The 21497-nt window shown below is 40.4% G+C and carries 28 protein-coding genes; 10 read left to right on the top strand and 18 right to left on the bottom strand.

Annotation, left to right across the window (positions count from 1 at the left end; genetic code table 11):
• Genes DX873_RS14925 through DX873_RS14935 form a run of 3 tightly spaced genes read right to left on the bottom strand, consistent with a single transcriptional unit; the run spans position 1 to position 2607 of the window.
• The gene (locus DX873_RS14925; RefSeq protein WP_147296674.1) at positions 1-720 is read right to left on the bottom strand and encodes a DUF4129 domain-containing protein; all 720 of its coding nucleotides are present in this window, start codon (positions 718-720) and stop codon (positions 1-3) included.
• The gene (locus DX873_RS14930) at positions 717-1658 is read right to left on the bottom strand and encodes a hypothetical protein (RefSeq protein WP_116185308.1); all 942 of its coding nucleotides are present in this window, start codon (positions 1656-1658) and stop codon (positions 717-719) included. The genes DX873_RS14925 and DX873_RS14930 overlap by 4 nt, the downstream gene beginning before the upstream one ends.
• Complete coding sequence (locus DX873_RS14935) at positions 1633-2607, bottom strand: stage II sporulation protein M (RefSeq protein ID WP_116185309.1); 975 nt, start codon at positions 2605-2607, stop codon at positions 1633-1635. The genes DX873_RS14930 and DX873_RS14935 overlap by 26 nt, the downstream gene beginning before the upstream one ends.
• 33 nt (positions 2608-2640) lie before the next feature.
• On the opposite strand from DX873_RS14935, the gene DX873_RS14940 reads away from it, so the two are divergent.
• Positions 2641-3366 carry an RDD family protein gene (locus DX873_RS14940; protein WP_116185310.1) on the top strand — a complete coding sequence of 242 codons (726 nt, stop codon included), beginning with the start codon at positions 2641-2643 and terminating at the stop codon, positions 3364-3366.
• A gap of 2 nt (positions 3367-3368) precedes the next feature.
• A complete protein-coding gene (locus DX873_RS14945; protein WP_116185311.1) occupies positions 3369-3980 on the top strand; it encodes a trimeric intracellular cation channel family protein in 612 nt (203 codons plus the stop codon).
• Positions 3981-3998: 18 nt separating this feature from the next.
• On the opposite strand, the gene DX873_RS14950 is transcribed toward DX873_RS14945, so the two are convergent.
• The gene (locus DX873_RS14950; protein WP_116185473.1) at positions 3999-4691 is read right to left on the bottom strand and encodes a response regulator transcription factor; all 693 of its coding nucleotides are present in this window, start codon (positions 4689-4691) and stop codon (positions 3999-4001) included.
• Entirely contained in the window at positions 4681-5961 is a 1281-nt protein-coding gene (locus DX873_RS14955) for a sensor histidine kinase (protein ID WP_116185312.1), read from the bottom strand. The genes DX873_RS14950 and DX873_RS14955 overlap by 11 nt, the downstream gene beginning before the upstream one ends.
• A 213-nt stretch (positions 5962-6174) precedes the next feature.
• Between DX873_RS14955 and DX873_RS14960 the strand changes: the two genes are divergently transcribed.
• The gene (locus DX873_RS14960; protein WP_181899524.1) at positions 6175-6666 is read left to right on the top strand and encodes a DoxX family protein; all 492 of its coding nucleotides are present in this window, start codon (positions 6175-6177) and stop codon (positions 6664-6666) included.
• Here DX873_RS14960 and DX873_RS14965 read toward each other — a convergent pair.
• Entirely contained in the window at positions 6635-7354 is a 720-nt protein-coding gene (locus DX873_RS14965; RefSeq protein WP_116185313.1) for a dienelactone hydrolase family protein, read from the bottom strand. The genes DX873_RS14960 and DX873_RS14965 overlap by 32 nt on opposite strands.
• Positions 7355-7371: 17 nt before the next feature.
• A complete protein-coding gene (locus DX873_RS14970; protein ID WP_116185314.1) occupies positions 7372-8097 on the bottom strand; it encodes a peptidylprolyl isomerase in 726 nt (241 codons plus the stop codon).
• A gap of 127 nt (positions 8098-8224) precedes the next feature.
• Between DX873_RS14970 and DX873_RS14975 the strand changes: the two genes are divergently transcribed.
• Together DX873_RS14975 and DX873_RS14980 are read left to right on the top strand one after the other, a co-directional pair.
• A complete protein-coding gene (locus DX873_RS14975; protein WP_313777749.1) occupies positions 8225-8737 on the top strand; it encodes an NUDIX hydrolase in 513 nt (170 codons plus the stop codon).
• Positions 8738-8774: 37 nt separating this feature from the next.
• The gene (locus DX873_RS14980; protein ID WP_116185316.1) at positions 8775-9587 is read left to right on the top strand and encodes a lysophospholipid acyltransferase family protein; all 813 of its coding nucleotides are present in this window, start codon (positions 8775-8777) and stop codon (positions 9585-9587) included.
• Here DX873_RS14980 and DX873_RS14985 read toward each other — a convergent pair.
• From DX873_RS14985 to DX873_RS14995, 3 genes are all read right to left on the bottom strand, one after another.
• The gene (locus DX873_RS14985) at positions 9584-10231 is read right to left on the bottom strand and encodes a hypothetical protein (protein WP_116185317.1); all 648 of its coding nucleotides are present in this window, start codon (positions 10229-10231) and stop codon (positions 9584-9586) included. The genes DX873_RS14980 and DX873_RS14985 overlap by 4 nt on opposite strands.
• A 3-nt stretch (positions 10232-10234) precedes the next feature.
• The gene (locus DX873_RS14990; RefSeq protein ID WP_116185318.1) at positions 10235-10729 is read right to left on the bottom strand and encodes an RNA polymerase sigma factor; all 495 of its coding nucleotides are present in this window, start codon (positions 10727-10729) and stop codon (positions 10235-10237) included.
• 71 nt (positions 10730-10800) lie between these two features.
• Positions 10801-12228: an amidohydrolase gene (locus DX873_RS14995; RefSeq protein WP_116185319.1), complete on the bottom strand. Its 1428-nt coding sequence runs from the start codon at positions 12226-12228 to the stop codon at positions 10801-10803.
• A gap of 101 nt (positions 12229-12329) precedes the next feature.
• Here DX873_RS14995 and DX873_RS15000 point away from each other — a divergent pair, with 101 nt between their 5' ends.
• The gene (locus DX873_RS15000) at positions 12330-13631 is read left to right on the top strand and encodes an NAD(P)/FAD-dependent oxidoreductase (RefSeq protein ID WP_116185320.1); all 1302 of its coding nucleotides are present in this window, start codon (positions 12330-12332) and stop codon (positions 13629-13631) included.
• An 86-nt stretch (positions 13632-13717) separates the two neighbouring features.
• On the top strand, positions 13718-14236 hold the full coding sequence (locus tag DX873_RS15005) for a hypothetical protein (RefSeq protein WP_116185321.1): 519 nt from the start codon (positions 13718-13720) through the stop codon (positions 14234-14236).
• A 3-nt stretch (positions 14237-14239) separates the two neighbouring features.
• Here DX873_RS15005 and xerD read toward each other — a convergent pair whose 3' ends face one another.
• Positions 14240-15136, bottom strand: coding sequence for a site-specific tyrosine recombinase XerD (gene xerD, locus DX873_RS15010; protein WP_116185322.1), 897 nt, complete (start codon positions 15134-15136; stop codon positions 14240-14242).
• A 196-nt stretch (positions 15137-15332) separates the two neighbouring features.
• Between xerD and DX873_RS15015 the strand changes: the two genes are divergently transcribed.
• The 3 genes from DX873_RS15015 to aroQ all read left to right on the top strand — a co-directional run bounded on the left by DX873_RS15015 (position 15333) and on the right by aroQ (position 16905).
• On the top strand, positions 15333-15851 hold the full coding sequence (locus DX873_RS15015) for a hypothetical protein (protein ID WP_116185323.1): 519 nt from the start codon (positions 15333-15335) through the stop codon (positions 15849-15851).
• Positions 15852-15957: 106 nt separating this feature from the next.
• Positions 15958-16419 (top strand): hypothetical protein, encoded by a 462-nt coding sequence (locus tag DX873_RS15020; RefSeq protein WP_116185324.1) that lies wholly within the window; start codon positions 15958-15960, stop codon positions 16417-16419.
• A gap of 69 nt (positions 16420-16488) precedes the next feature.
• Entirely contained in the window at positions 16489-16905 is a 417-nt protein-coding gene (gene aroQ, locus DX873_RS15025; protein WP_116185325.1) for a type II 3-dehydroquinate dehydratase, read from the top strand.
• Here aroQ and DX873_RS15030 read toward each other — a convergent pair.
• The 7 genes from DX873_RS15030 to DX873_RS15060 form a co-directional block, all read right to left on the bottom strand.
• Positions 16879-17178, bottom strand: coding sequence for a DUF3817 domain-containing protein (locus DX873_RS15030; protein ID WP_116185326.1), 300 nt, complete (start codon positions 17176-17178; stop codon positions 16879-16881). The two genes, aroQ and DX873_RS15030, sit on opposite strands and share 27 nt — an antisense overlap.
• Entirely contained in the window at positions 17178-17729 is a 552-nt protein-coding gene (locus DX873_RS15035) for a PepSY-associated TM helix domain-containing protein (protein WP_116185327.1), read from the bottom strand. Before DX873_RS15035 ends, DX873_RS15030 begins: the two co-directional genes overlap by 1 nt.
• A gap of 12 nt (positions 17730-17741) precedes the next feature.
• Positions 17742-19133, bottom strand: coding sequence for a dihydrolipoyl dehydrogenase (lpdA, locus tag DX873_RS15040; RefSeq protein WP_116185328.1), 1392 nt, complete (start codon positions 19131-19133; stop codon positions 17742-17744).
• 119 nt (positions 19134-19252) lie between these two features.
• Positions 19253-19789 carry a DUF1572 family protein gene (locus tag DX873_RS15045; RefSeq protein WP_116185329.1) on the bottom strand — a complete coding sequence of 179 codons (537 nt, stop codon included), beginning with the start codon at positions 19787-19789 and terminating at the stop codon, positions 19253-19255.
• Positions 19790-19791: 2 nt separating this feature from the next.
• Positions 19792-20196: a peptide-methionine (R)-S-oxide reductase MsrB gene (gene msrB, locus DX873_RS15050; RefSeq protein WP_116185330.1), complete on the bottom strand. Its 405-nt coding sequence runs from the start codon at positions 20194-20196 to the stop codon at positions 19792-19794.
• A 23-nt stretch (positions 20197-20219) separates the two neighbouring features.
• Positions 20220-20714, bottom strand: a complete 495-nt coding sequence (gene msrB, locus DX873_RS15055) for a peptide-methionine (R)-S-oxide reductase MsrB (protein WP_116185474.1) — start codon at positions 20712-20714, stop codon at positions 20220-20222.
• Positions 20715-20822: 108 nt separating this feature from the next.
• On the bottom strand, positions 20823-21410 hold the full coding sequence (locus tag DX873_RS15060) for a collagen-like protein (RefSeq protein WP_116185475.1): 588 nt from the start codon (positions 21408-21410) through the stop codon (positions 20823-20825).
• Positions 21411-21497: the final 87 nt, after the last annotated feature.

Genomic DNA, 21497 nt, shown 5'->3' on the forward strand with positions numbered 1-21497 from the left:
CTACTGCGGAATTATGCTGTTTAAATGGATAAAATGTGAGCTCGTCCTGGCATAACCCTTTTCATCTATGGGCTGCTCCCCGTACCAGATGTTCTCATAGAGATAGGAAGCTCTTTTAAATTCTTTTTGCAAGTCAACCTGTCCTATTTCACGTTGATAGTCCATATTGGTCTTGTCAAAATGCCATTCAATGATTCCTTGTTGAGAGAGCGACTTCAGAATTTTCAGGAATTGATATCGTACGGCCAATCTATAATTTTTGGTGTTCAGCGCCTCTGACATCAAGGCATCCAAATCAACATTTTCAATATGCTGTTCTGCTAGGTCTATATCTACAATAGATTTAGCCTTTTTGGAAAATATAGCGTTGAACTTTTCATTGATGAACACCCTCACCAGCAAATAGATGACCAAGAGCCCCATCAATGCATAGATGATGTATTCCAGAATCAATAAGGTCTGCGGAGAAATATCAAAACCAAAGGTTTCCCCAATACTGTTCAACAGCCATCTAAGAAAACGGGCCAGCAAATTTTGGGATTCCCCAGTTTTGATTTCATAGTTGAAATCACTGCCAGTGTACTTTTTATTCAATTCTTCATTGAAGTCCCGCTCGGTCAATATGGATTCTTGATCGGTGGGAATGACAATAGAATCATTTTGGGCCAATGAAAAGGATGCCCAAAACACAAGAAGTATGGTGAATATTCTTTGGATCACTGATCGTTCTGTCCTATTTGTTCTATTTTACTTCGGGTATTGATGTTGTATGTTTTTTCATGAAGGGCGTAGAAGAGGATTCCATTAATAAATTGCGATAGGCACTGGGCATAAACCATTAAAATAAGCAATAAACATAGTCCAATGGTATAGACAATGGTTGAAACAATGGAGGCTCCAACATCAATGTTGTTTTCCACCACATGAAAAGTATAGATTCCTACTAGAATTCCGGGAATGATCAGAATAATAAAAAACAGTAGTCCGTTCAGTAGTCCCAGGATAAAGTTGACGCCAATGGATTTCCAAAAGTTTTTGGTTACCAGGTTCCAGCCCTCACCAAAGGCATCGGTTACTCCCTTTTTTTCTGATAGCATGCTGAAAAATGAGACCCCTATCCATGCAGTGAGAAGAAACTGGAGGATATACTGTGCAAACATTCCCAAAAGGGGAATAAATGCAAAAATTACCGAAGCAATCATAAACAGTAGATATATTGGAACCAACAAAAGAATAAATACGACCGTGTTGCCAAAGTTAACTTTGGTTAGGTTCCAAACATCCAACTTAGTGAAATTTTGACCCTTGTGTTTTTCGTATTTGATGAGGTAAGAGGAACTGAGACTAAAATTTAATCCAGCAACCATGAGGAAGATTACAAAGAACAGAATACCCCCCGCAATGATATAGATCCAGTAGGTTTCCTCGTTGCTTTGACCGGTGTCCACCCCATACCAGCCAGAACTTTCCGAAATCATCCCCACAAATCCTGATACCAATAGGTAACTGGTGATTAAAAGGCCTACAAGAAAGATTCCGTTGTAGCTCAAAAAAACATTGGTGAATTTTTTGATGTTCTGTTTTAAATAATCAAAGTAGGTGGTAAGGATATCCCCAAAATCGCGGTTGATCCTAAGCTCTATGTATTTGTCTTTCATGTAATCTGTTCAATTGAATTGGGTAAATAATGTAATAGAAGATAATCAGGAACAAAGAACCTCCGATGATCAAAAATGCCAACCAGTCCGGCATATTGGCATATCTGGTTATGAATCCTTCAATAAACCCAGCGATGATAAAAAATGGAATGGTGCTGACCACCACTTTTAATCCATCTTTGGCACCTTTCATAAAAGAAACCCGTCTGGAAAATGTTTTGGGGAACAAAATACTGTTGCCCATGATAAGGCCCGCACATCCGGCAATAATAATTACGGAGATTTCTATGGTTCCATGCAACCATATCTGCCTATTTGCTTCAAAAAATACACCTTTGGTGTAAAAGAAGGTTACAAAAGCTCCCAACATAACCCCATTGCTAAAAAGGATATAAATGGTGCCAATGCTGGTGATAACACCGAAGGCGAATGCCAAAAAGGCCACTCTAATATTGTTGATGGTAATTCCTAAAAAAGTACCTATTTCACTTCCACTCTTATAAATTGCGGTCGGCTCACCTTTGGCAATGTTGTTCAAGGTCTCATTTACATAGGCATCTCCCAGTATAAGGCGCACAAAGGAGGAATCGTTGAGAGCAGAAATACTACCGATTGCCGTAGCTGTCAAGAATACAAGGAAAGTTACCAGCAAAGTATTGTGATATTGTTTAAAAAAGAGTGGAAATTCCTGTTTCCAGAACTCAATAATACGGTTGCCCGATTCTTTTTTGTTCTTGTAAATCTTTTGGTGGGCTTGTGAAGCTAATGAGTTCAGATACAATAATGTCTTACTTTCAGCGTAATAGGTTTGCGCGTAGGCCAAGTCATTTGTAAGCTGGATATATCCATCAACAAGGGCATCTGGGTCGGTGTTGGAACCTAATGAAATCGCTTTTTCAAAAGCGATCCATTTTTCCTTATTTTGCTTCACAAAGGCTGCTTCGCGCATATTAGAAATTCCTAAAGCTAAAATTACGGTTATATGGGTAACCTCCAAATCAATACAACGCAAAATGTCAACTTAGATTATAAGATAGTAAGTATTGGAGAGCGAATTGTTGCTTTTTTAATTGATGGGTTCATCCTGTACATGTATGCCTATCTGGTAAGTTTGATCAGCAACGCCATTGGGTTTATATATGAGGACACCTGGACCCAACGTGGATTGGCGGCACTTATTTTCTTGCCGGCCATGTTCTATTCGCTTTTGATGCACAGTATTTTCAACGGACAGACCGTTGGAAAAATGTTGATGAAGATGCGAGTGGTAAGGTTGGATGGATCTCCCGTGCATTGGAGCAATTTGTTGGTAAGATGGATGTTGCGTTTGGTGGATATCTGGATTTTCTTAGGCTCAATCGGTATTTTGAGTATACTTTTTACGGAAAGAAGGCAACGGGTAGGTGATGCAGCCGCTGGAACCGTAGTAATCAGTACCAAGAGAAAAACCAAGGTCTCCCATACCATTCTTGAAGAAATCAATGATGAATATACCCCGCAGTTTACCAATGTTACCTTACTATCGGACAAAGATGTCCGCCTTATAAAGGAGACATTTCTTATTGCCAAAAAGAGTGGGGACTTCAAGACCTTGACCGCGCTTCGGGTAAAGGTTGAGAGTATCCTACAAACTAACTCCAATCTCTATGATGTGCCCTTTTTGGACACTGTTCTGAAGGATTATAACTATTACACCCAAAAAATGTAGTCATGCTTTATCAAACCATTGATATTTTGGGTACCGTGGCCTTTGCCATTTCTGGGGTGTTGGTAGCCATGGAAAAGCGATTGGACCTATTTGGAGTATTGATCATTGCTTTTGTAACAGCCATTGGGGGTGGAACCTTAAGGGATTTATTGATTGGAAATACACCTGTGGTATGGATGCGGGACTTGACCTACGTGACCACAATTTTCATTGCTGTAGTTTTTGCCATAATTTTTGCAAGCCAGCTAAAATATTTAAGGAAATCCCTTTTTTTGTTCGATACCATAGGCATTGGTCTTTATACTATGGTCGGGATTGAAAAAGGGCTTCAAGCCAATCTCTCACCGATAATGTGTGTTGCCTTAGGCACTATGACCGCTTGTTTTGGAGGTGTGACCAGGGATATCCTTTGCAATGAAATCCCTGTTATTTTTAGAAAGGAAATTTATGCTACTGCCTGTATATTGGGTGGAGCCAGCTATTTTCTTTTATTGTTGCTGCCCATTCCAGCAAGTTATGCTTACTTGACAGCTATTTTTGTGGTCATTGTTCTTAGGCTTTTAGCGGTAAAATTTGGCATTAGTCTACCCAATATCTACAAGAAAACCTCATAGTTTTCTAGTGGAAAGTATCTATTCTTCTACTTTAAGAATAAAACCTCTACCATGAATGTTTTCAATTTTTATGGCTGGGTCATGCTCAAAATGTTTGCGCAAATGGGTAATGAAAACGTTTAGGCTTTTGCGGTTGAAATAATCGTTATTTCCCCAAATTCGAACCAAAATATCTTTGTGGGAGGATAGATTGTTTTTGTTCTGTACAAGAAATTTGAGCAGTTCATTCTCGCGAGCCGTCAAGCGTATTTCCTTACCATTGATAAGCAGTTTGTGATTTCTACTGTCAAACTCGTAGTTCCCGATCTGTATAATTTCTTTTTGGGTGGATGCCAGTCCGGTTTTTTCCAGTCGAGATAGATGCGCCATGATTCGTGTAACCAACTCTTCTTCGTCTATTGGTTTTTTGAGGTAATCCATGGCACCCAAAGAAAAACCTTTGAGCACATCTATTTTCATGGATTTGGCTGTTAGAAAAATGAATGGCATATCCGGATGCCTCTTCTTAATGTATGTGGCCAAAGTGAATCCGTCCATTTGGGGCATCATCACATCCAGAACGATTAAATCAAAGAGATCATGTTCTATAATCTCAAGGGCCTTTTTTCCATTTTTTGCCCAAACAACGTCCAATGATTTCATTTTTAGGTATTCGGAAAGTAAATACCCCAATGATTCATCATCTTCTACCAATAATATCTTATGCATCATTTCCATTTTTTCTCAACGGTAGCTCTATAGTTATTCTAGTTCCTTTGTCCGGTTCGCTTTCAAGGACTATTTTTCCCTTGAACCTATCAATGACCCGTTTTACATAATTGAGTCCCAGGCCATAACCTTTTACATCGTGTACATTGCCATTGCCCACGCGATAATATTTCTTGAATATTTTTTGATGGTCTTCAGGGTGTATGCCCTTGCCATTATCTACTACCTCAACAATCAATTTACTTCCTTTTTTAAAGGAATTCAATAAGATTTTTGGGCTTTCCGAATATTTCTTGGCATTGTCCAGAAGGTTGTTGACTGCATTTTCAAGATGGAATCTTTCAGCATTTATCCAATATGGGCCATCTTCAAGCTTGTATTCAAAATCAATCCCTTCAATAGAGGATAAGGTACCAAACTCTTCACAAAGTTTTGATAGATAAGGCTCAAAATCCAACTCCTCCATAGTAATTACACTTTTCTTGTGTTCTAGGTTTCCCAGCTCCAATACCTTATCAATATGTCCTGAAAGTCGTTCGGTTTGCTGTCTGATAAGGGACACCACATGTTGTTGTTTTGGGTCTGCATTTTCCTCCAATAGTTTTGTGGCTAGGCTTATTGAGAAGACGGGAGTCTTGAGCTCGTGGGTAAGGTTATTGATAAACTCGTTGGTGGTTGTGATTACGTTTTGCTGCCAATAATAGGTTCTAAGTGCCCAAACAATGGCTATGATTATCCCTAGAATAAAAAGGAGACTGGGGAAGGTGAGGCCATTGAGCTGGCTTAAAAAGTAATTGTTTAGGTTTTCAAATTGAAGTTCCAAGACCAATCGTTGATCCAATAATTCCGGTAGATATCCGTGCAATTGAATAGGGTAGGTGGCCAGATTTTCCTTCTTTTTGAAAACTGACGGAGACTTTAGGTAGTAAAGGCTGTCCTTGGAAAATAAATCGTACGAAAATTTGGTTTCCACACCGTGGCTTACCAGTTTTTCCGTAATAAAATCGTTTAGAAAGTGACTGGATGCATCTTGGATGCTGTCCACACTTAGTTTAAAATAGCTATCGTCCTTTTGCAGAGCCTTGCCCACCAAGAAGGTAAGTTGATTTGTGGAGCTAAGGTCATTTTCGATTTCTACGACGGCATCCTGGACTTTTCTATTGAACTGCACCTTGGCGAGACTTAGCCCTATTTGGAGATATTTATACTGAATCAGGGCCAAACCTAGAATGGATACCGCAAAAATGATGATATAAATGCCCCGTCTTTTCAAAACTCACACTAAATAAACCAAATATATCCATTCTTTAAGTTTGATTAATCTTTCATTAATACAATTAACCGTCGCTTAATTTTTTTTAGGGTTTTATTAGCCGATAGGCTGTTTTCATAATGGTATTTTGGACTCGGTTTGATAAAACCTAACAGCCTGCAAGAAAGGCTGGCTTAAAAAAGACCTAGATTCAACAATCAAACAAAGTACACAATGAGATTGAAAACCAAGAACAGCCTTTTAGCCATTTCAGTAGGATTGGTTTATCTATGGTTCGGGACATTGAAGTTTTTCCCAGACCTTAGTCCAGCAGAGGGACTTGCAAAAAATACTATTCATGAACTGACTTTTGGATTGATTCCTGGTGATATTTCAATAATACTTTTGGCCGTTTGGGAGGTTGGAATAGGATTGTTCCTGATTTTGAGCCTTTGGAGGAGGGCCACAGTGTTTTTGGCACTGGTACATATGGTCTTTACCTTTGCGCCATTACTATTTTTTCCAAATGAGACCTTCAACGATGGTCCGTTGCACTTGACGCTTTTAGGGCAGTACATCATCAAAAACCTAATTATTATTGCCGCACTTTTAATGCTATGGGAGCCACAGCGAAAAAGAATCTATAGCGCTTCAAGAGAGTACAGGTTATCGGGTCAGTCTCCTAGATTCAGGTTCAACTGGCAAAAACTTCTTCAAAAAACGTAACCATACGTTTCCATGCGCGAGCATTTGCCAGTGAGTTGTATTGCATGCCTTGTTCGGGAGCGTTTGCATTTGGGTTGGTGAACGCATGACCGGTATGGCCAAAAATATCCATTTCCCAAACGGCATTCCGTTCGGTAAGTTCTTTTCCGAGCATTTCAATATCCTTGGGCAAGGCCAATGGGTCTTCCCATCCATGTAGGACCAAAACCTTGGCTTTTATGTCTCCTTCATGGTCAATTCCGGGAGGATCAAAAATTCCATGAAAACTTACCACGCCCTTGATGTCCACTCCTGAGCGGGCAAGGTCCAGCGCACATTTACCTCCAAAGCAGAAACCAATAGCTCCAATTTTTTCAACATCGGCCAACTCATGCTGTTTTAAGGAATCCATGGCCAGCAAAAGTCTGTTTAGCAGTTCTTGTCGGTCTGCCAACATTTCATTCATGTAGGCTTCGGCTTCCGATGGATTGTTTGCTCTTTTGTCTTTTCCGTAGACATCAATGGCAAATGCCAAATACCCCAACTTCGCAAGCTCAACGGCTTTGTTGGTTTCAAAATCTGATTGCCCTACCCAAGTATGGGATACAAGAACTAGGGGTCTTTTACCTTCAAAAGCGTCATCAAATGCTATAACTCCCTGGTAGGTTTCCTTGCCATCCGAATAGGTATGTTCTTTAGTCTGTACCATGCTTTTTGTTTTTCGGTTTATAGTACTTCGGCCTTAAGAATGTAGATACTTTGCCAGGGCCAGTCCCCATCTCCAACGGGAACATTGTTTATGGCATCCACTACATCCATTCCTTCAACAACACGTCCAAAAGGGGTGTAGGAACCGTCTAAATGATATGATCCTGGTTTTGTGACCACAATAAAAAATTCATAGGGCGAGGCCAATTTATGGGGATTATCCCGCTCACTGCTGGGCATAGAAATGGTGCCCCTATGGTGCTTATAGCCCTTTTTAGCATCCGGAGGTAAAAGATAACGTCCTATCTCTCTCCGTTTTTTAGAGGTTCTTTTATCATCTGAGTTTCCACCCTGAATTATAAAATCCTTGACCACACGGTGGAATTGTGTGCTATCAAAATACTGCTTGCGGGCCAGGTAGATAAAATTGGCTTTGTGATAGGGCACATTGTCGTAGAGTTCCACCGTAAAACTGCCCATGGTAGTGGTTAATTTTACCTTATTGGCCTTGAGTTCTTTTGCATAATTGAAGAAAAAATCGATTACATTCTCTTCATCGAGTACAAAAGCTTCTTCTTGTTCTTCATTTTTCTTTGGTTCAACTTCATTTTCTTCGGATAAAACCAGGGTATCATTTTTTTTGATGGTATTTTCGTTAGTGGAATTCTCCTTTTTGGGAGTTTCCCCGCAGGAGCTGAAAAAGAATACTAAACTTAGAGAGAAAGCCAATTGTCTTAACAACATGGATTTTAAGGATTTTTGTCAACTGGCACTAAAAATAAAAAATCTACCACTTCCCGGGACTGATTCACATCACAAAATGTCCCCCGAGTTGCGTATTCAATGGCTAAAATCCAACAGGGTTGAACAAATGAACCCCAAGAGAGCCGGAGTGATGGCTCTTTTTTATCCAGATTTTCAAGAGGAAACCAGGTTACTGCTCATTTTACGAAAGGCATACGAAGGGGTGCATTCCAATCAAATTGGCTTTCCCGGTGGAAAAGTTGAAGAATTTGATAAGGATTTAAAGGATACCGCTTTGAGGGAGACGCATGAGGAAGTGGGGGTGCATCCAAATGAAATTGAGGTCATCAAAGAGTTGAGTGAGATTTACATTCCACCGAGCAACTTTATGGTGCAGCCTTATTTGGGCATTTATCACAGACCAAAGCCTTTTTTAATTCAAGAAAGTGAAGTTGAGGCATTGGTAGAAGTGTATCTACGTGATTTTTTGGATGACTCTAACCATATTGAGGAAACTCTCAGTACGTCATACGCCAAGAACATCCACGTACCTGCCTACAAATTAAATGGTTATACGGTTTGGGGTGCCACTGCCATGATGATGAGCGAAATCAAGGAGCTTCTAAAACAAGTGCTTTAAAGGCTATTTTGTAAATTTGCCTCTTAACCGTTACCCTATGGGATTATTCAAAACGAACCCTTTTGGTCACATTTTGTTTTTGAAACGTTGGCTGATCCGTATTGCAGGTATGATTACCCACCAGCGTTATAAGGGGTTCAATACATTGGAAATAGAAGGCTCTCAGGTTATTCGAGACCTCCCTGAAACCAATGTTCTTTTTGTAAGCAATCACCAGACCTACTTTGCAGATGTTGTAGCTATGTTCCATGTGTTCAATGCCAGTTTAAAAGGCAGGGACGACAGTATCAAAAATCTTGGCTACCTCTGGAATCCTAAACTCAATATCTATTATGTAGCTGCTAAAGAGACGATGAAAAAGAGTCTGCTGACCAAGATTTTGGCCTATGCCGGCTCTATTAGTATTGAGCGTACTTGGCGTGCAGGTGGGCAGGATGTGAACAGGCAGGTTAAGATGAGTGATATCAGTAACATAGCCAAAGCATTGAATGATGGTTGGGTAATTACGTTTCCCCAAGGTACTACTACGCCTTGGAAACCATTGCGGAAAGGTACGGCACATATCATAAAAAGATATAAACCTATTGTGGTGCCTGTTGTTATTGATGGGTTTAGGCGTTCCTTTGATAAAAAAGGACTTCGGGTCAAGAAGAAAGGGATATTACAGTCCATGCAGGTAAAGGCTCCTCTAGAGATAGATTATGAAAATGAATCTATAGATTCCATCATAGAAAAACTGGAGTATGCCATAGAACAACACCCATCGTTCTTAAAAGTGATTTCGCAAGATGAACTTGCCGCTTATGAAGAGGAGCATCAAAAAAGGAGATACAGTTACCGGGGAGATTAAACCTCCAATTTTTGCAATTCTCTGAAGTTTCTTCTCAATTTTCTCGTCAGTAGTCCATAAAGGAGAAAATAAATACCACCCAAAGCCAAGGTGAACAAGACTCCAAATATGGCAAAACTGGCCATGATGATAAATTTCGCCTTTTCAATTGGTACAGAGTCCATTTTTCCAGCTAGACCAAGGGTCTCCAATACATTATCACTAAAATAAATGCCGATAATGAGCATTAAAAAAGTGAGAAGCACCATGGAAAGGGAAAAGATTACATAATGCTTGACCGTTTTTCTCGTCCGTAGAATATTGGAAGTAAGTTGTTTTGCGCTATCCAAGACTGATATTTCCTGATATCTTTTATAGAACTGGTAGATGAAATAGAAAATCACCACATATTGAAGAATGCTGATGACTAAAAACACGTTGGTCAAACCCAGATTTGAATAGATATCGAGGTTGTTTCTCATGGATGGAACCAGATAGAGCAAATGTGGAAGTATAAACTCAATTATGCTGATGTAAAAAATCCATTTTACTATTGAGGATGATTTCTTCCAAATCATTTTGTAAATCTGATCATAGGACAATTTAGGAAGGTGTTCTTCCTTTTTTTGCCAATCCTTTTTTAAGAGTTCCAGTTCATCCAACATAGTTTACGGATTTAGTATGGTTCTTAATTTATTTTTTACCCGGTTCATCTTCACGCGGGCATTTACTTCTGTTATACCAAGGGTTTCGGATATTTCCGAATAGTCCTTGTCCTCTAGGTACAAAAAGACCAATGCCTTGTCAATATCACCCAGTTGTTTAACCGCATCGTACATTAATTTCAATTGTCTTTCCTGGGTATCATCATATTCGTCGGCTTTTATCTTAAAGATCAACGAATCATAGTCTTTTGTCTTAATTCTTTTCTTGGACTTTCTATAGAGGGTTATCGCGGTGTTCAGGGCCACACGGTACATCCACGTACTGAATTTGGAATCTCCCCTGAATTTTGGATAGGCCTTCCATAGCTGGATTGTTATTTCCTGGAATAAATCGTTATGCGAATCCCTGTCATTTGTATACAGGCTACATACTTTGTGAACAATATTCTGATTGTTCTCAAGCTCCGTCACAAAACGATGTTCCAGTTCCTTGTCCACTAATTGGTTGGTAGTTTACCCTATAAGTACCCAAATCATGAGTTTTGTTACACTCTTTGGATAAAATGGGATTATTTGCGATAATCCAAGGCCGGAGGTCGGTCTCCTAATAATGGTATGTATTTAAAATCCTTACCACGTCTTTCTTCAAGTTCGGCTTTTGCTTTGGAAACAATCTCTGGCTTTTCAAAAAGGTCTATTGCAGTAAGTGTGATGGTTTTGGCTGCTACCATCATTCCTTTGGGGCCAATGGAAGTTCCCCCTGCTGCTACGGCCTGCCAACTATGGGCAGGAGTCCCAGGGACCCAAGTTGCAGCTGACATCCCTACGGTTGGCACTGTAAAGCTGACATCGCCAACATCTGTAGAACCATAAGCTCTGGCAATTTCTTTATATGGTTGAACACCTTTGGCTCTTTCCATATCCAAAGTTTCATATCCCATACTCTTGGATATTTTCTCGGCAAATGCCTTTTCTTCATCGCTATAGGTGATTCCTCCAACTTTGGTCAAGTTATCATGCATAATTTTTTGAAGGGTAAGATTGGCCAAGAGCTCATGTGTGCCGCCAATCATCTCATAGTCCATTTTGGTCCCTGTACCCAAAGCGGCTCCTTCAGCTGCTTTTACGATCCTATCAAAAATATCAATGACAACATCTCTGTTGTTGTGGCGGGAATAATAGTACACTTCTGCGAAGTTAGGAACCACATTTGGTGCTTTTCCGCCATCGGTGATGACATAATGTATTCTAGCTTCTTGAGGAATATGTTCACGCATCATGTTGACCATCATGTTCATAGCTTCAACCCCATCTAATGCAGAGCGACCTCTTTCAGGGGCTCCGGCAGCATGGGCCGAGGTGCCATAAAACCTAAATTTAGCCGATTTGTTTGCCAAAGCTGCTCCAGCGCTTGCCGCATTTTGAGAGCCTGGATGCCAATGCAGGGCAACATCTACATCATTGAACACCCCTTCACGTACCATATAAACTTTTCCCGATCCCCCTTCTTCGGCCGGGCAACCATAAAATCGTATGGTTCCCTGCACTTTGTTGGACTTTAGCCAATCTTTCACCGCAATGGCGGCGGCAGTAGAGGCTGTACCAAAAAGATGGTGTCCACAGGCATGTCCCGCAGCTTTGTTGGCCGACTTTTTCTCAGGGACCGCTTGTTGCGATAAGCCTGGTAAGGCATCATACTCTCCAAGGATAGCAATTACTGGAGAACCAGATCCATATTCCGCAACAAAGGCAGTTGGAATTCCTGCTATTCCTTTCTTAATTGAAAACCCTTGGTCCGAAAGCGTTTTTTGCAATAAAGCAGAGCTTTTTTCTTCCAAGTATCCCATCTCGGCCAATTCCCAGATTTCATGTGCAATACTGCCGTAATCCTGTGTTTTGGCATTTAGTCCTTTAAGAACGGTCTCTCTATTTTCTTGGGAAAGAATATGGGTTGTGGACAATAGGGCAACAATACTGAAAAGGAAAAATTTCTTCATTTTTTGGAGTGTATTTGAGTTAGCTCCTAAAGATACTAAAAAACACGGGCAGGGATGGTTTTGTCGATGCTGGAATGCGTAAATTTGCGCTCATGTCAGCTATGAATATTCCGCAATCCAGTTTTCCTCGGGTCATTATTATTGGTGGTGGCTTTGGGGGCATTTCTTTAGCAAAGAAGTTAAGTAAAAAAGAAATGCAGGTAGTCCTTTTAGATAGGCATAACTATCATACATTTCAACCACTTTTGTACCAGGTCTCAACTGGAGGGTTGGAGCCTGATTCCATTGCTTACCCCATTCGTAAAGTATTGCAGGGATACCCTAATTTTTATTTTCGATTGGCTGAGGTGAACAAAATTGACACTGGAGCGCAAAAGATAGAGACAAATATTGGAGCTATTGGGTATGACTATTTGGTGGTTGCCACAGGCTCTGAAACCAATTTTTTTGGAAACCAGAATATAGAGGCCAAAAGCATGGCCATGAAGACTATTCCCCAGTCATTGAATCTCCGCAGCCTAATTCTTGAAAATTTTGAGCAGGCCCTGTTGACCGATGACCTTCATGAACGAGATGCACTTATGAATTTCGTAATTGTTGGTGGAGGACCTACTGGAGTGGAATTGGCCGGTGCCTTGGCAGAAATCAAAAAAGGGATTCTACCCAAGGATTATCCAGATTTGGACACACGTAGGGCACAAATCAATCTTGTACAGGGAAGTGATAGAATTCTTCCCGCTATGAGTGAAGTGGCCTCTCGTAAAGCAGAACGTTTCTTGGAAGGTTTAGGCGTTAATGTCTGGAAAGATGTACGAGTTTTGGACTATGATGGAAAGCAGGTCTCCACTGATAGCAACACCTCCTTTGAAACTGCTACTTTGATTTGGGCGGCAGGAGTGCAGGCTGTAACCATAAAAGGGTTGGATGCCAAGGAATTGCTTTGCAGGGGAAACAGATTAAAAGTCAATCGTTTTCATCAAGTTGAGGGATTTAAAGAGATTTTTGCCATTGGCGATGTTGCACAAATGGAAACAGAGTCATTTCCCCACGGACACCCCATGATGGCGCAGCCAGCTATGCAACAAGGGCGAAATCTTGGCGAAAATTTAGTGAGATTGGTAGACGGAAAACCTATGAAACCCTTCGTGTACAAGGACAAAGGAAGTATGGCAACGGTTGGGCGCAACAAGGCTGTTGTGGATTTAGAAAAGTTTAAGTTTCAAGGGGTATTTGCCTGGTTTGTATGGATGTTTGTCCATCTATATTTTTTGATTGGATTTAGAAACCGATTGGTGGTGTTCATCAATTGGGTGTACAATTATATCAGGTTTGACCGTGAGGCGCGATTGATCATTCGTCCCTTTAAAAACGAATATAAAACCTCCAAGTCCAGACGTATTTAGACCGCTTAGGGCCAAAAACTTCCGTAAAGGTTAAACTTTAGCCAATCTTCAATCCATTTTTTGGTGAATGAGGTAACTTCATTGAGATGATCAACCTCTCAAAATCTGCTGGTAGAATAACTGTGCTATTGTTGGTAGTACAATTTGGATATGTACAATATGCCTATGGCCAGGCCTCAACAAACGAAACTCCTATTTATATTGAAGGTTTTAACTACCCAGAATTTGACTCTGCTTCCTATTATGCTTGGTTCAGGGTTAATGCGCCAATAAGAGAGGGCGCCGAGGTCAGCGTTGGAGGTGAACACTTTAGAAGCTATTTTGCGGATCGTTTCAATATTCCCGTTCAACTAAAGCAATATATTGGGGAGAAAGCTTATTTGATTGGAGGTTATCAATGGGAGTTTGATTTGCTGAATAAAGGAAGGGGATATCCAAACCCTAAACCACTGCAAGAAGCTTTTTTTGGAGTTGGGCACGAGGTAAATCCCAATATGCTCATAGAAGCAAAAATAATTCAACCTATTGGCAAACCTGATTTTAACAAGCTTGGCTATGGAAAAGGAAAAACTCGTTTCGAATTGGGAACTAAATTGAAATTCTAAAATCTATTTTCTAGGATGGAATTCTTTAAGAACCTTGGCCAGCTGAGATCGGTTGACATGCATGTAGATTTCAGTTGTGGTAATGCTTTCATGGCCCAACATTTGTTGAATGGCCCTCAAATCTGCTCCGTTTTCCAATAGATGCGTAGCAAACGAATGTCTAAATGTATGGGGACTAATGGTTTTATGGAGCCCAATTTTCTCGGCCAACTGTTTCACAATAGTAAAAATCATTGCTCGAGTGAGTTGCTTTCCTCTTCTGTTCAGGAATAAATAGTCCTCATGCTCTTTTTGTATGTTCTGATGTACCCGCACCTCATTTTTATAAATGAAAATATATTTTTGGTTGACATCACTTATTGGCACAAATCGCTGTTTGTTTCCTTTTCCGGTGACCTTGATGAAATCCTCATCAAAATACAGGTCTGATAGTTTAAGGTTGATCAGTTCAGATACGCGTAACCCACAACCATACAGAGTTTCCAAAATGGCCCTGTTCCGTTCCCCTTCGGATTTTGATAGGTCAATGGCCTTAATTAATTCGTTGATTTCATCGACAGAAAGTGTATCAGGCAGTTTTCGACCTATTTTTGGGGTCTCGATCAAATCCATAGGGTTATCCTCCCTATAATCTTCAAAAACCAAATAGTTGAAAAAGCCTTTTAATCCAGAAATAATCCGTGCTTGAGATCTAGGATTGACGTTTTTTGCAATTTCATAAATGAATTGCTGAACAGCTTCTTGGTCAATAGCAATAGGAGAAACCTCAATCTTGTGTTCAGTGAGATAATCTGAAAGCTTTTGGACATCCAGGGCATAATTGGATATTGAGTTTTCCGAAAGCCCTCTCTCTATCTTAAGATAGTTTTTATAATCCAACAATGCCTGGGTCCATTTCATGATCAAATATAGCGACATATATTTTTGGGGTCATCTTTTATCCATTGATCAATTGATATGGCGTCTTGGTCAATTGAAACAGATAATCGTTTCGTTATTTGAATACTTTCGGCGCATCGATAAACCCCACAATTTGAAATTGACCATACTATATTTACTATAGGTCCGTTTAAGCCTTTAGTAAATTTAATCAACCATGAAAAAAACTTTATTAACTATCATTACTCTATTTATTATTGGTTCCACTGTTCATGCACAAGTTGACAGAAGCAACATTAAAGCAGGTCTTATTGCCGGTATACCAGTTGGGGATGCTGCAGATATTTCCAGTTTTAGTATAGGATTTGATTTTGCTTATCATGTAGGGGTTTCAGAATTATTGGACCTTGGCGCTGCAACTGGCTTTATCAACTCTTTTGGTGAGACCAGAACAATTTCTGGAGGCGGAATTACTGTGGAAACCGAATTTGAGGACTTTCAATTTATTCCTTTGGCAGCTTCACTAAGAATTTATCCTACTTATCAATTTAAGTTGGGTGCTGATGCCGGTTATGCTGTGGGTGTAAATGAGGGAAATGATGGAGGATTTTACCTGAGACCGTTGATAGGCTATAATATCACCGGAAATACAGAACTGAACGTTTCTTATGTGAACATAAGTAATGATGGAGGTGATTTTTCCATTGCCATGGCAGGAATTCTGTTTTTGTTCTGATTTGTAGAATGAAGGCGCGGCAATTTTCAGGAAACAAGAATATTCATAACCCCAAAATCGATATAGAAATTTAAAACCATGAATATTAACTTTTAAATGCTTAGAAATGAAAAAAATTCTATTTGTTTTTGCTGCAACCTCATTATTTGTTTTAACCACACAGGCCCAAACTAGTTATAAGGCCGCTTTAGGTCTTGGAATTGATCTATATGACGATGCCACTTTTTTTGGAGCCAGTGGAAAATACTTTTTTTCCGACCATCATGTTGGCCAGGCCGATGTAGGGTTTGAAGATAATGCCACTATATTGACTTTTTTGTACTCCTATCATAAGCAATTTGTTCGAGCTAGGGGGTTAAGATGGTATGCTGGTATAGGTCCAAGTATTATCCTTGTGGATGATTTTGACAATATTTTTGCCCTCAGACCACACTTGGGACTCGATTTTAAAATCGATGGCGTTCCCTTTGTGCTCAATTTTGATTGGCGTCCTTCTGTTGTTCTCAGTGATGTGGGCGATAATGAAGTAGGCGCTTTTGGTTTTGGGCTTCAATTTGCAATCAATTAGATTACTCAATAATCAGGATACAAAGGGCGGGATATCCCGCCCTTTGCTTTTTATTGTATTTTTGATCCCATGAAGCTAATGATTATCAACGGCCCCAATTTAAACCTCTTGGGCAAACGAGAGCCAGAGGTTTATGGCAGTACTACTTTTGAGGATTATTTTAAAGAGCTACAACAGAAATTCCCTAAAGTGGAGTTGGAGTACTTTCAATCCAATATTGAAGGTGAACTCATTGATAAAATACAGGAAACAGGCTTCAGTTATGATGGAATTGTGCTAAATGCAGCCTCATATACACATACTTCCGTAGGTATTGGCGATGCCGTAAAAGCTGTAAGCGCTCCAGTGGTTGAGGTACATATTTCCAATACCCATAAACGTGAGGACTTCAGGCATGTTTCCTACATCTCTTCAGGAGCAAAAGGGGTAATCCTTGGTTTTGGGCTTCAGAGCTACGATTTAGCTATTCAGAGCTTCTTGATTTAGAGGTTTCAAATACTTAGTATCTGCGTAAAACGTCCCGAAGGGCAGCAAAGAAGCGATAAAGAGCATTGTGAATCTTTTAAGGTTCCACTTACGCTCCCAACAAAAAACCGCCGCAATGGCGACATAAAGAATAAACAATCCACCATGGGCGTAGCCTACAATCTTGTTGGGTTCCAATATTCCTGCCCAATGTTTCAAGGGCATGGTCATTCCAAACAATAGCAAATAAGAAATTCCTTCAAGGATTGCCGTATATCTAAATAGTTTGAGCATTAGGCGAACAGAATTAAGAACAATATTGGAAACAGAACCCCGGTCAAGGCCAATTTCCAGCCTCGTTTTCTAAAACTGTTCTTTCCTTTGGTGATGAACAATCCTGTAAATGCAATTAGCAACATGGCTGCCCCAAAAATATCGGAATACCAAATCCAAAAATTGTTGGTACTCTTATGAAGAAACATGGTATGCCCCAACAATGGAACTTTTCTTTTGTACTCCAAAAAGCCTTTTCCGCTGTTTATGTTGATATCCAGGGTAATGTTGCGCTTAAAACTAACGCGAAGCTCCTCTCCCCGGATTCGGTGACCATCGTATTTATCCTGTAAATCCCATTTTTCGGCAATAGACCTTATGAACTCCTCAGAATCTAGGCTTTTAGGGTTATCTGGTAAAGCAATTTGAACTTCTTCGCTTTCATAGGCATAATCCATGGGATACCAATCTTGCCTGTGATTCAAAATAATACCCGAAAACGAGAAAGCGATAATAAGGCCGATATAGAAATATGCAATATCCCTATGGATATTTCTATTGTTCCATTTCATATAAAAATGTACTTACAGGTGAATTACTTCGTCATAGGCATCGGCTACAGCCTCCATAACCGCTTCGCTCATGGTAGGGTGCGGGTGCACTGCTTTAAGAACTTCGTGTCCGGTGGTTTCCAGCTTTCTTGCTACAACCGCTTCCGCAATCATATCCGTAACCCCAACACCGATCATGTGGCAACCCAACCATTCTCCATATTTGGCATCAAAAATTACTTTGACAAAGCCTTCAGGAGTACCGGAAGCTTTGGCCTTTCCGCTTGCAGAAAATGGAAATTTACCCACTTTTATATCGTAACCTTGCTCTCTGGCCTGTTTCTCTGTTAAGCCTACGGAAGCCACTTCGGGCACACAGTAGGTGCATCCTGGAATATTGCCATAATCCAAAGCTTCAACGTGCATACCTGCAATCTTTTCTACGCAGAGGATTCCTTCTGCCGAGGCAACGTGTGCCAATGCCTGTCCAGGAGTTACGTCTCCTATGGCATAATACCCAGGGATGTTGGTCTGATAGTAATCGTTTACCAAAATTTTATCTCTGTCTACGGCAATACCCACATCTTCCAAGCCAATATTTTCAATATTGGTTTTAATTCCTACTGCTGAAAGAACAATGTCAGCCTCAAGAACTTCTTCTCCTTTTGAAGTTTTAACGGTAGCTTTAACCCCATCTCCAGAAGTATCCACATGGGTAACTTCTGCTGAGGTCTTTATTTTAACCCCTGCTTTTTTGAAACTGCGTTCCAATTGCTTGGATACATCTTCATCTTCAACAGGAACAATATTGGGTAGATACTCCACTACAGTTACTTCAGTGCCCATGGAGTTGTAGAAATAGGCAAACTCAATACCTATGGCACCACTACCTACCACAATCATTTTCTTGGGTTGCTTTTCTAGGGACATGGCTTCTCTATAGCCTATAACCTTTTTGCCATCCTGTGGTAGGCTGGGAAGCTCTCGGCTTCTTGCTCCGGTGGCTATAATGATATGGTCAGCAGAATATTCAGCTGCATCACCATGCTCGCCCTTGACCAATACTTTTTTTCCGGGCTGTACTTTTCCGAATCCATTGAGCACCTCAATCTTGTTCTTTTTCATTAAAAATTGAACACCCTTGCTCATGCTTTCGGCAACACCGCGACTTCTTTTGACCACAGCACCAAAGTCATGCTCTACTTTTTTGGCGCTAAGGCCATAATCTTCGGCATGCTTTAAATACTCAAAAACCTGAGCGGATTTTAAAAGGGCTTTTGTAGGGATACATCCCCAGTTAAGGCAAACACCTCCTAAACTTTCCTTTTCAACAATGGCTGTCTTGAATCCGAGTTGTGATGCCCGTATTGCTGTTACATATCCACCGGGACCACTGCCCAAAACAATTACATCGAAGTTGCTCATCAGATTTTTAATTTTAGTTGTTATGGTTGAAATAGCCCTTAAAGGGCAGGTGCAAAAGTACGGAATTCAATATGCAATTCCCAAGGGCTGAAAAACCAAAATTTTGATGGTTTGTGAAATTAAGATTTATCCTTTCCGAACATTTTTTGATTAAAGGCTTCCGACCCTCCTTTAGGGATTGAGAGTGAGGTCCATTCGGCTCCTTTGACCATTTTTCCGAGGAAAACAATTTGCCCTACGTGACTGGAATAATGGGCCAACTGTCGGTTTACGGCTTCAATAATAGTATGTTCTTCGTTTCTGATTTTGACCTTGGATTCAAAATTTGAAGGAGTAACACTTTCCAGAGCATCAAAAAGGCATTTCCAGCCTTTTTCCCATGCTACCAACATATCGGTTTTGGCAGAGTAGGGGCCTTCAAACTCCATTTCACGATTACGCCATGTCTTTTCGCCATCTTCCGTTAAAAAATTGGTCCATCTGCTCAGCATGTTTCCTACCATATGTTTCACAATTATGGCAATGGAATTGTCCGTTTCCTGGTATTTCCAGTGGATTTCAGGTTCTGAAAGTTGTGCAAATGTTTTGTCTCCCATGGTTTTGTACCGTTGGAATTCAAATTTTGCACTGGACAGATAGTTCTCGATAAAATTCATCATTATTTATCTGGGTCAAAGTCGATACTTACTGAATTTATGCAATACCGTTGCCCTGTAGTCTCCTTTGGTCCATCATTGAAAACGTGCCCTAGATGACTTCCACAATTGGCACATAGGGTCTCTGTCCGAATCATGCCATGTGAAGTATCGCGAATATACTCAATGGCTCCTTCAACGGCCTGGTCAAAAGAGGGCCAGCCACAACCACTTTCAAATTTGTTGCCACTTTCAAAGAGCTTGGCATTGCAAGCCTTGCAGTGATAATCTCCTTTATCGAAATGCAAATTGTACTGTCCGGAAAAGGGACGTTCTGTTCCTTTTTGTCTTAGGACGTGATATTCCTCTGGAGACAGTTCATTTTTCCATTCTTCTTCGGTTTTTTCTACACGATAATTTTTACCCATGGTTGGTTTTGGTTCAAATACTATTAGTTGGCGTCAGGTATAAAATCCAATGCAACGCCATTGATGCAGTGTCTTTTTCCTGTGGTATTTCGTGGTCCATCATTAAAAACATGTCCTAAATGTCCCCCGCAAGTTGCACAATGCTCCTCGGTTCGGGCTACCCCAATTTTATAGTCCACACTATATCCTACATTACCTTCAATTTCGCGGTCAAAACTGGGCCACCCCGTGCCTGACTTAAATTTATACTCACTCCGGAACAAGGGAGTTGCACAGGCCGCACATACATAAGTTCCTTTCTCTTTGTTGTCTAGCAGGTCGCTTGTAAATGCATTTTCGGTGGCTGCTTTCCTGAGTACGTAGTATTCCATATCGGTCAGTTCTGCCCGCCATTCCGCATCGGTTTTGGTGACCGCATAAGCCGTTTCTTCTTTTTCAGTTTCTTTCTTTTCTTCTTGTGAAACACCCTTGCATCCAATAAAGATTAGAAAAACTACCCAAAGCAATTTTTTCCCCATTTTCGTTTTTTTTATTGAATAGACGGTATTTTGACCCTCTCCTTTCAAAAATATGAAACAAAAAAGTCCCATTGAAACCAATGGGACTTAGAATCGCAATTTAGTATACTATTGTAGACTTAATTTTTTAACACCATCTTCTTTAATTCCCAAAGCGGACATCACGTTGTTGATGTTGGAAGTATCCATTCTTGAAGAATTGGCAAAAACACTTGGTACAAAGACAATCCTGAAACTTTGATCGTCGGTAAAACCGGTATCCAATGCAGAGAGATCGAAATTACCATCTATAAAAAGTTCCACATCCACAAAGGTGTGTGCAGAAACATATTGTATGGTACCTTCTGGAAGGAAGAAACTCTGTGGAATTTGGCTCCAAGCGTCTGCAGTACTGTTGTCGTCAAGGTCAACTGTACCATCAAAACGATAGACCAAAACCGCGTCTGATTCAAAGACCTCAAAGTCTGTAATATCACTATAGGTGATTAGGCTACTATATATGTTGCCATCCACATCATAGTCAAAATTGACCCCATCCACTTCAACTACTTGTCCCTGAATTCCGTCTTGGCCATCCAATCCATCCAGTCCATCTCGACCGTCAAGTCCGTCAAAACCTGGAGGGCCGGTAGGTCCTTCACATGCGACAATAAATAATACTAAAAATGCTCCGATAATAGCGTTGAATTTATTCATGATAATTGATTTTTCTTGTTTATGCTTGTTTTCCATAGCTTTCCAAAAAGCGTACCATTCTTTTAAAACCTCTATTTTTTTTAGCAA

Source organism: Flagellimonas nanhaiensis (assembly GCF_003382275.1).
GTDB classification, from domain to species: domain Bacteria; phylum Bacteroidota; class Bacteroidia; order Flavobacteriales; family Flavobacteriaceae; genus Flagellimonas; species Flagellimonas nanhaiensis.

Bases quoted from the DNA above. Each gene is read 5' to 3' on its own strand.
- DX873_RS15020 (WP_116185324.1), top strand. From the start codon at position 15,958: ATGAAAAAAATTCTATTTGTTTTTGCTGCAACCTCATTATTTGTTTTA.
- DX873_RS15035 (WP_116185327.1), bottom strand. From the start codon at position 17,729: ATGAAATGGAACAATAGAAATATCCATAGGGATATTGCATATTTCTAT.
- DX873_RS14980 (WP_116185316.1), top strand. From the start codon at position 8,775: ATGGGATTATTCAAAACGAACCCTTTTGGTCACATTTTGTTTTTGAAA.
- DX873_RS14965 (WP_116185313.1), bottom strand. From the start codon at position 7,354: ATGGTACAGACTAAAGAACATACCTATTCGGATGGCAAGGAAACCTAC.
- DX873_RS14945 (WP_116185311.1), top strand. From the start codon at position 3,369: ATGCTTTATCAAACCATTGATATTTTGGGTACCGTGGCCTTTGCCATT.
- lpdA (WP_116185328.1), bottom strand. From the start codon at position 19,133: ATGAGCAACTTCGATGTAATTGTTTTGGGCAGTGGTCCCGGTGGATAT.
- DX873_RS15000 (WP_116185320.1), top strand. From the start codon at position 12,330: ATGAATATTCCGCAATCCAGTTTTCCTCGGGTCATTATTATTGGTGGT.
- DX873_RS15015 (WP_116185323.1), top strand. From the start codon at position 15,333: ATGAAAAAAACTTTATTAACTATCATTACTCTATTTATTATTGGTTCC.
- DX873_RS14995 (WP_116185319.1), bottom strand. From the start codon at position 12,228: ATGAAGAAATTTTTCCTTTTCAGTATTGTTGCCCTATTGTCCACAACC.
- aroQ (WP_116185325.1), top strand. From the start codon at position 16,489: ATGAAGCTAATGATTATCAACGGCCCCAATTTAAACCTCTTGGGCAAA.
- msrB (WP_116185330.1), bottom strand. From the start codon at position 20,196: ATGGGTAAAAATTATCGTGTAGAAAAAACCGAAGAAGAATGGAAAAAT.
- xerD (WP_116185322.1), bottom strand. From the start codon at position 15,136: ATGAAATGGACCCAGGCATTGTTGGATTATAAAAACTATCTTAAGATA.
- DX873_RS14975 (WP_313777749.1), top strand. From the start codon at position 8,225: ATGAACCCCAAGAGAGCCGGAGTGATGGCTCTTTTTTATCCAGATTTT.
- DX873_RS14970 (WP_116185314.1), bottom strand. From the start codon at position 8,097: ATGTTGTTAAGACAATTGGCTTTCTCTCTAAGTTTAGTATTCTTTTTC.
- DX873_RS14950 (WP_116185473.1), bottom strand. From the start codon at position 4,691: ATGATGCATAAGATATTATTGGTAGAAGATGATGAATCATTGGGGTAT.
- DX873_RS14985 (WP_116185317.1), bottom strand. From the start codon at position 10,231: ATGTTGGATGAACTGGAACTCTTAAAAAAGGATTGGCAAAAAAAGGAA.
- DX873_RS15045 (WP_116185329.1), bottom strand. From the start codon at position 19,789: ATGAATTTTATCGAGAACTATCTGTCCAGTGCAAAATTTGAATTCCAA.
- DX873_RS14930 (WP_116185308.1), bottom strand. From the start codon at position 1,658: ATGAAAGACAAATACATAGAGCTTAGGATCAACCGCGATTTTGGGGAT.
- DX873_RS14960 (WP_181899524.1), top strand. From the start codon at position 6,175: ATGAGATTGAAAACCAAGAACAGCCTTTTAGCCATTTCAGTAGGATTG.
- DX873_RS15030 (WP_116185326.1), bottom strand. From the start codon at position 17,178: ATGCTCAAACTATTTAGATATACGGCAATCCTTGAAGGAATTTCTTAT.
- msrB (WP_116185474.1), bottom strand. From the start codon at position 20,714: ATGGGGAAAAAATTGCTTTGGGTAGTTTTTCTAATCTTTATTGGATGC.
- DX873_RS14935 (WP_116185309.1), bottom strand. From the start codon at position 2,607: ATGCGCGAAGCAGCCTTTGTGAAGCAAAATAAGGAAAAATGGATCGCT.
- DX873_RS14940 (WP_116185310.1), top strand. From the start codon at position 2,641: ATGGGTAACCTCCAAATCAATACAACGCAAAATGTCAACTTAGATTAT.
- DX873_RS15005 (WP_116185321.1), top strand. From the start codon at position 13,718: ATGATCAACCTCTCAAAATCTGCTGGTAGAATAACTGTGCTATTGTTG.
- DX873_RS15060 (WP_116185475.1), bottom strand. From the start codon at position 21,410: ATGAATAAATTCAACGCTATTATCGGAGCATTTTTAGTATTATTTATT.